The organism is Pontibacter anaerobius, assembly GCF_026241195.1.
GTDB lineage: Bacteria > Bacteroidota > Bacteroidia > Cytophagales > Hymenobacteraceae > Pontibacter > Pontibacter anaerobius.
This window is the reverse complement of the sequence record NZ_JAPFQO010000018.1, coordinates 1-7,357: the sequence shown is the minus strand read 5'-3', so window position 1 is coordinate 7,357 and position 7,357 is coordinate 1. Positions and strand designations below refer to the sequence as shown.

The following is a 7,357-nucleotide window of genomic DNA, read 5'->3' as shown; positions in this document are numbered from 1 at the left end:
CTACTACAGGGAAGTAGCTCCACAACTTAACGAACCGCTGTATGCGAGACCCGCTTGTACAGTGGTGTGAGAGGCGCTCCCCGCTACCTAACGGTGGCGGGGCCGTCTACTCGATTAGTGCTAGTTATTCTTTAGAATTTGGTGGCAAGAACTTTATACCCCCAAATTCGCCTTTCCAATTTATTTGATCTGGGTCGTACTCTTTGTTTTCAATTTTATGACTGAGAACAACTTGCTCTTCTTCTGTTGTTTTTCTGACAGAATATATGTTAAAGTTCTTCTGACTGAATACATTGATTATTTCATTGAAGTGCTTATTAGTAATAGAGTCAACAGGTGAAGAAATTGTAGCCGCTATTTTCCTATGATAGCTGCTCGTGTCTTGAACCACACTTTTAACAAATTGCACCAGGTTGTCATCTGTCAATTCCATCAGGTCAGAAGGCTGTAAACTTACAAAATCTGGGTTAGATGTATCAATTCCTGTTCCGCACCAGCCATAGTTATTGAACTTGTTATGGTAATAGGTTTTACCGTTTGGATAAACAATAAAGTTGTGCTGTCCATAGTATAACAATGGCGGAGATGGTGGGGTTGAGTTTGATGTATCAATCAAGGGTGCTTTGATTACGTGATAAACTACACTTTGCTTTTCAAATGCCCTATCTTCAAAAGCATTATCGCAAGCAAAAAGTAAGGCTACTAGAGCAAAGTATATCAGGTTCTTTTTCATCAATTAATATTTGCACTAACTTCTGGATACACGTCACTATGACGTTAATCTGCCATATACGCGTGGTGCATAACCTAAATTTGACTGATTATTTAGTTACACTAATATAACTTTTTTTACCTGGAAAAAACGTAATACCCAGTTGTATTTTTGGCAGGCTATTAATACCGGGTCTAAGTGCATAAAAAACTCCTGTACTTTCCTTAAAAGGGAAACACAGGAGTTTTGAATTGTATCGGGCAATGGTTATCCTACAAAAACGTCAACTCATTCAGCTGGTCCAGCATCCAGCCGGTGAGGCTGTAGCGGTGGCGGTTAGCGGCCAACACCTCGTGCGGAATCATATCGGCGCGGAAACAGGCCAGGCGGCCGGCGATCGGCAGAATGTCCACCTCTTCCTCAGAGCCATCCTCGTTAGGCAAGTATAAACGCAGGTTGCCCCCGTGCTCCGGCTTCCAGTCCTCGTTCAGGTAGCAGATAAAGGACAGGCGGCGGTGATCGTTCTCCTTAAACTGGTCGATGTGGCGCTGGTAAACCGTACCCGGAGGGTATACCGTGAAGTGAAACTCGTAATCCTTTAGGCCCAGGAAACAGGTGCGGTTGATGTAGCGCATCACCTCGTCCATGCGGTCGAGGAAAATCTGGGTAGGCGGCAAGGCTTCAGAAGGTTCAATCCAGCGGATGTAGTCGCCGCGCACCTCTTTGTCTACCGTAAACTGGTCGGCGGCACCGATGCCGGCTTTTTTAAACGTGCCTTGCTCCTGGTGAAGTGTCAGCACCTGCAGCAGGTTGCGCACCTCCTCCGCCTCCAGGAAGTTGTCTATAATGGCGTATCCCTTTTCAGACAACCTGTCGGCAATCTGCTCAAACTTCAGCAGCAGCTTCTCTTCTAATTCTTCAATCATCGCTATAATGCTATACTTGCCTCTCTTTCAGGAGAAAAGCGTGCAAAAGTAAGTGCCAGAGCGATTGCTTGTATACTTGTGGGGCAAAGAAATTTTCTACCTGATTTAAGGTCTAAAACCAAGGGCTGCTAAAGTGGCAGAAACGGTAGTGTGGCTAATTTTTTGTATCTTGTGTGCCATCGGTTTTTAACCAGACCTTAAACAAAACCACAGGCTCAGTACTTATGAAAAAAACAACAGTACTACTGCTTGCCGGCGGCCTTACGGCTGTGTCGGCCTGCAAATCAACCCAAAACGATACAATTGCCACTGGCATGACAACAGAAACAACCGCTACTGCCGCTGCAACGGCAGAAGAAGTGCAACTAGATTACCCTGACACCAAGAAAGTAGACCAAATAGACGATTACTTCGGCACGAAAGTGGCCGACCCATACCGCTGGCAGGAAAACCACGACGAGCAGCTGGATGAGTGGATCGCGCAGCAGAATGAGGTAACGCAGGCCTACCTGGGCGATATCGACTTCCGTGATGAGATTAAGAACCGCCTGACCGAGATCTGGAACTACCCAAAGTATGGCGCTCCGTTTAAAGAGGGCGGCAAATATTATTTCTTTAAGAACGATGGCCTGCAGAACCAGAGCGTACTGTACGTGCAGGAGAGCCTGGAGGCGGAGCCGAAAGTGTTCTTCGACCCGAACAAGCTGAGTGCTGACGGTACGGTGGCCCTGACGGCACTTTCCTTCTCGAAAGACGGCAAATACCTGGCTTACGGCACCTCCAGCGGCGGCTCCGACTGGAACACCTACCACGTAATGGAAACAGCCACAGGCAAGAAGCTGGACGATCAGCTGGAGTGGGTGAAATTCTCGAGCCCGAGCTGGAGCGGAAACGGCTTCTTTTACAGCCGCTACGATGCCCCGACCGAGGGTAACAAGCTGGCCAATATGAACGAGTACCACAAAGTATACTACCACAAAATCGGCACGCCGCAGAGCCAGGACCAGCTGGTGTATGAGGACAAGAAAAACGCGCTGCGCAACTTCTATGGGCAGACCACCGACGACGAGCGCTTCCTGATCCTGAATGTGTCGGAAGGTGCGAGCGGGGCCAATGCGTTATACTATAAAGACCTGAAGGATCCGAAGTCTACTATCAAGCCTATCGTTACCAACTTCGAGAGTGAGTACAATGTGGTGGATAACTTCGGCGACAAGCTGCTGGTGAATACGAACAAGAACGCGCCGCGCTACCGACTGGTGATGATTGACCCGAAGAAGCCGCAGGAGGCAAACTGGAAAGTAATCGTGCCCGAGTCGGAGAATGTGCTGCAGGGTGTATCTGCCGTGGGCGGCCGTATTATTGCCACCTACATGAAGGACGCCACCAGCCAGATCGTCGTGTTTGACCAGAGCGGCAAGCAGCTGAACACCGTAGCGCTACCAACATTGGGCACCGTGAGTGGCTTTAACGGGAAGCAGAGCGATAAGGAAGTGTTCTTCACCTTCACCTCCTTCACCTACCCGCCAACCATCTACCGTTACGATGTGCCGAACAACAAGGTAACGCAGTTCCGTAAGACGGAAGTAAACGTAAACACCGATGCCTTCGAGACGAAGCAGGTGTTTTATACTTCCAAGGACGGCACCAAAGTGCCGATGTTCATCGTGCACAAGAAAGGCCTGCAACTGGATGGCACCAACCCGACTTACCTGTATGCCTACGGAGGCTTTAATATCTCCATGACGCCAAGCTTTAGCATTGCCAATATGCTGTGGCTGGAGAACGGCGGCGTGTATGCCATGCCGAACCTGCGTGGCGGTGGCGAGTACGGCGAAGACTGGCATAAGGCCGGCATGACACCAAACAAGCAAAACGTATTCGACGACTTTATCGCCGCTGCCGAGTACCTTATCGACCAGAAGTATACTTCCTCTGAGAAACTGGCGGTGGCCGGTGGCTCTAATGGTGGCTTGCTGGTAGGCGCCTTCATGACGCAGCGGCCTGAGCTGGCCAAGGTGGCCATTCCTGCCGTGGGCGTGATGGACATGCTGCGCTTCCATAAGTTCACCATTGGTTGGGCGTGGGTGCCAGAGTATGGCTCTTCTGCGGATGAGGCGCAGTTTAAGAACCTTTATACTTTCTCGCCACTGCACAACATCAAGGAGGGTGTGAAATACCCGGCTACTTTGGTAAAAACCGCAGACCACGACGACCGCGTGGTGCCGGCGCACTCCTTCAAGTTCATCTCTGAGCTGCAGGACAAAGGCGCTACGGGTAATCCATACTTAATTAGAGTGGATGTGCGTGCAGGCCACGGCGCCGGTAAGCCAACCTCGCTCGTGATCCAGGAGTATGCCGATACCTATGCCTTCATCTACAAGAACATGGGCGTGAACCCGTATCAGAATAACCAGTAACAAGTATAAATCTGTCGATTATACTTCAGCCGCGCCGCCTGCCTCAGGTGGTGCGGCTTTTTTTGTTTTGTAGCCTTAAGAACAGGGGCAGTACCGGGTCCAACCACCCCTGCCCCTCCTTGTCTAAGGCGGGGAATTCTGTGATTGCTTTGGCCAAAGTATAAGTTTCATGGTTGCTGGTATCAATAGAAGTATAAACCCACCCCTGCCCCCTTCGAAGGGGGACTGTGCGGAAAGCAGCAGCTATCGAATCTGATCCCAGTCCTTGGGTTGTGCGCCTTTGGAGTTTTTCTGGTGACGAGCGGTAGCGAGGCAGCCCGAGGCACGAGGGCAGGAAAAGGTACCAGCGCGATGCCCGAGGACGAGCCCTCCCGGGCTGGAGGGAGCCAAAGCCAGAGGTGGAACTGTAGCCTTTGTAAGTCTGAGGAACAGCAGCAGCTATGGAAGTATAGCTTGGTTCAAGTTGCGTAAAGCAAACGCTTAGCCCAGCGAGAAGGTATTTCTTGTTCCTGCTAAAACGAAACCATAGCTTACCCATTATCGGTATATAATTTTTAGTATATTTAAATACAACTATAGAGAATACTCAACCCTATGATACCAGAACCTAACAACACCAGCCCAAACGAGCTTTACCTGGATGTGAGGCTACTCCAGCACCTTACCGACACAGCCAAGTGGGGTAAGGTGCTGGCGGTGCTGGGGTTCATACTTTCAGGGTTTATACTTGTGTTCGGGCTATTTATGCAGCAGATGCTACAATCGTCGGGTATGGAGGGGCGTGTGCCCGATGTAGGGCTGTCGGGTTTCACTATTGTGGTGTACACCTTTGTGGCGCTGGTATACTTTTTCCCGTCGCTGTACCTCTACAACTTTGCTTCAAGTATGCAGAAGGGGGTGCAGGAGCGTAGCCGGCAAAAAGTAGGCAAGGCCATCGGTAAACTCAGAATCCTGTTCAAGTTCCTGGTGATCATGCTGCTGCTGTTCCTGCTGCTGTTCGCTATCTCGCTGCTGATGCTGGCCACGGGAGTGACAGTTCCGCAAATGTAAAACGTATAGTTTGCCAAAGTATAACAGGGGCACCTGCTACCAAAGCAAAAGCCTTCTTATATGAACAAGTCTGTTTTATGAGTGAATTACAGGTGAAGTATAGGAAAAATTTTATACTTTAAAGCTATCGTTCACCTAAACACAATAAACATGGATTCAGGACTTTACGGCAGCGCACCAGCTCCACAACACGTTAGCATAAACCCTCCCTCGGCAGGTTACCTGCAGGAAATCGCGAAATGGGGGAAATTTTTAGCGATAGTGGGTTTTGTGATGATCGGGTTTATGGTAGTGGCCGGCCTCTTTGCAGGAGCCGCCATGGGTTCGCTTTTCTTTCCGCAAGAGTCGGTCGGCGGCGCAGCGGGTATAATTGGAGGGGGCTTCTTTGCGTTTTTCTACCTGCTTTTTGCGCTATTGTACTTTTTTCCGGTGCTGTACCTGTACCGGTTCTCCGGTAAAATGCAGGATGCGTTGCGGCTGCAGAACGAGGAGTTGCTTACCACCTCTTTCGCCAACCTAAAGTCACTGTTCAAATTTGTGGGCATTCTAACTATTGTAATGCTGAGTTTTTATGTGCTGGGGCTGCTGTTTATGTTCCTGGGGGTGGGAATTGGCTCTATGATGCAGTAACTGGCCCGAAAATACTCAGGTAAAAAGCGCGCCCGGCAACTGGCGTGCTTTTTCTGTTTTAGGTGGCGGCTGCCGCTATTCTTACGTACCTTAGCACCATACAAGTATAAAGCGAGCTATGAAATCAAGGGCAGGGAAAAGTGAGTTTACCGTACGCTCCAGCCAGATAGATTACCGGGGGCAGGCCACGTTGCCGGCACTTGTGAGTTACATGCAAGAGGCGGCCTGGCACAACACCTTGGATCTGGGCATATCGATGTACGAGCTGCTGGAGCGCGGGCTAACGTGGGTACTGCAGCGCATGCGCGTGGAGATGTTCCGCTACCCCGGCCACAACGACAGGATAACCGTGGAAACCTGGGCATCCGGCCGTGAGCGCGTGTTTCTGCACCGTGATTTCAGGATCTACAACCAGGAGCGGGAGTTGTTGGGGCAGGCCACCAGCGTGTGGCTGGTAATGGACGTGGTGAAGCGCCAGCTCGTGTCGGTGCCCGATTTTATCCTGGCTGTGGAGGTAGTGCCGGGCAGCGAGCCGCTGCCTTTTGCCAGGGGCAAGCTGCCGCAGCTGCAGGAGGCGCAGCACGAGCAGCAAGTGCCCGTGCGCTGGCACGACATCGACCTGAACCGACACGTAACCAACACCCGCTACCTGCAGTGGGCACTGGATACGCTGCCGCTGGACGTGCTGGAGCAGAAGCAGCTGCGGCAGGTAGACATCATCTTTAAAGCAGAAAGTATACTGGGTGATACCGTGGTTTCGGCTGCGGCACCCGCAGATGAGAATGACCATACGTACCTGCACAAGCTAACCAGCCAGGAAAGCGGCAAAGAACTGGTGCAGGCCCAGACGGAATGGGAAGATAGTGAAACCTGAATGAGTGAATCTTAATCCTGCAAATCCTATTAATTTCGAAAATCCTGATTCAGGCAAGTCAACAGTTTAACAAAGCAGCAATTCAATAATTAAGATGATACAAGTAAGAAGAGGAACGATAGATGATCTGCCGCAGGTGTATAACCTTATAAAGGAGCTGGCGGAGTACGAGAAGGCACCGAACGAGGTAACCAACACCCTGCTGGAGATGGAACGCGACGGCTTTGGCGAGAATGCGATCTACAAATTTTTTGTGGCTGAGGGTGAAGAAGGCGTGGTAGGCATCGCGCTGTATTATACCGCATACTCTACCTGGAAAGGCAGAATGCTGTTCCTGGAGGACCTGGTGGTAACGGAGCGGCTGCGCCGTACGGGCATCGGTAAAAAGCTTTTTAATGCAGTAGCCCAGGAGGCTAAAGAAACGGGTGCCAGGCGGTTCAGGTGGCAGGTGCTGGAGTGGAATGAGCCTGCGATAGCCTTTTACAAGAGCATTGGCGCCGAGTTGGACGAGGAGTGGATCAACTGCACCATGTCCGAGGAGCAGATCCACAGGTATAACGCATAACCTCCATAAGAGAAAAGCCGTCTCCGGAAAGGTTTGACCCTGTTCCGGAGACGGCTTTGTATGGTGTGCGCCCAGTATGGGCACCTGATACGAAAGGTATCATATTATTCCAGAGGGTGCAAGTCCCTTACAGGCGAGTTGGTGAAGCCTGTTAGCAAGCCGCAAGCTGGCTGGCCGTGA

7 protein-coding genes are annotated in these 7,357 nt (G+C 50.7%); 5 read left to right on the top strand and 2 right to left on the bottom strand.

The features are described from left to right. Positions 1 to 124 precede the first annotated feature (124 nt). Positions 125 to 733, bottom strand: coding sequence for a hypothetical protein (locus OO017_RS19760; protein ID WP_266054437.1), 609 nt, complete (start codon positions 731 to 733; stop codon positions 125 to 127). A 251-nt stretch (positions 734 to 984) separates the two neighbouring features. After that, on the bottom strand, positions 985 to 1,638 hold the full coding sequence (locus OO017_RS19755; RefSeq protein ID WP_266054436.1) for a 2OG-Fe(II) oxygenase: 654 nt from the start codon (positions 1,636 to 1,638) through the stop codon (positions 985 to 987). A gap of 224 nt (positions 1,639 to 1,862) precedes the next feature. On the opposite strand from OO017_RS19755, the gene OO017_RS19750 reads away from it, so the two are divergent. From OO017_RS19750 to OO017_RS19730, 5 genes are all read left to right on the top strand, one after another. After that, on the top strand, positions 1,863 to 4,058 hold the full coding sequence (locus tag OO017_RS19750; RefSeq protein ID WP_266054435.1) for a prolyl oligopeptidase family serine peptidase: 2,196 nt from the start codon (positions 1,863 to 1,865) through the stop codon (positions 4,056 to 4,058). Positions 4,059 to 4,652: 594 nt separating this feature from the next. Next, on the top strand, positions 4,653 to 5,108 hold the full coding sequence (locus tag OO017_RS19745) for a hypothetical protein (RefSeq protein WP_266054434.1): 456 nt from the start codon (positions 4,653 to 4,655) through the stop codon (positions 5,106 to 5,108). Positions 5,109 to 5,258: 150 nt separating this feature from the next. Beyond that, the gene (locus OO017_RS19740) at positions 5,259 to 5,738 is read left to right on the top strand and encodes a DUF5362 family protein (RefSeq protein ID WP_266054433.1); all 480 of its coding nucleotides are present in this window, start codon (positions 5,259 to 5,261) and stop codon (positions 5,736 to 5,738) included. Between the two features lie 118 nt (positions 5,739 to 5,856). Then, on the top strand, positions 5,857 to 6,612 hold the full coding sequence (locus OO017_RS19735; protein ID WP_266054432.1) for an acyl-[acyl-carrier-protein] thioesterase: 756 nt from the start codon (positions 5,857 to 5,859) through the stop codon (positions 6,610 to 6,612). A gap of 94 nt (positions 6,613 to 6,706) precedes the next feature. Further along, positions 6,707 to 7,177, top strand: coding sequence for a GNAT family N-acetyltransferase (locus OO017_RS19730; RefSeq protein ID WP_266054431.1), 471 nt, complete (start codon positions 6,707 to 6,709; stop codon positions 7,175 to 7,177). Positions 7,178 to 7,357: the final 180 nt, after the last annotated feature.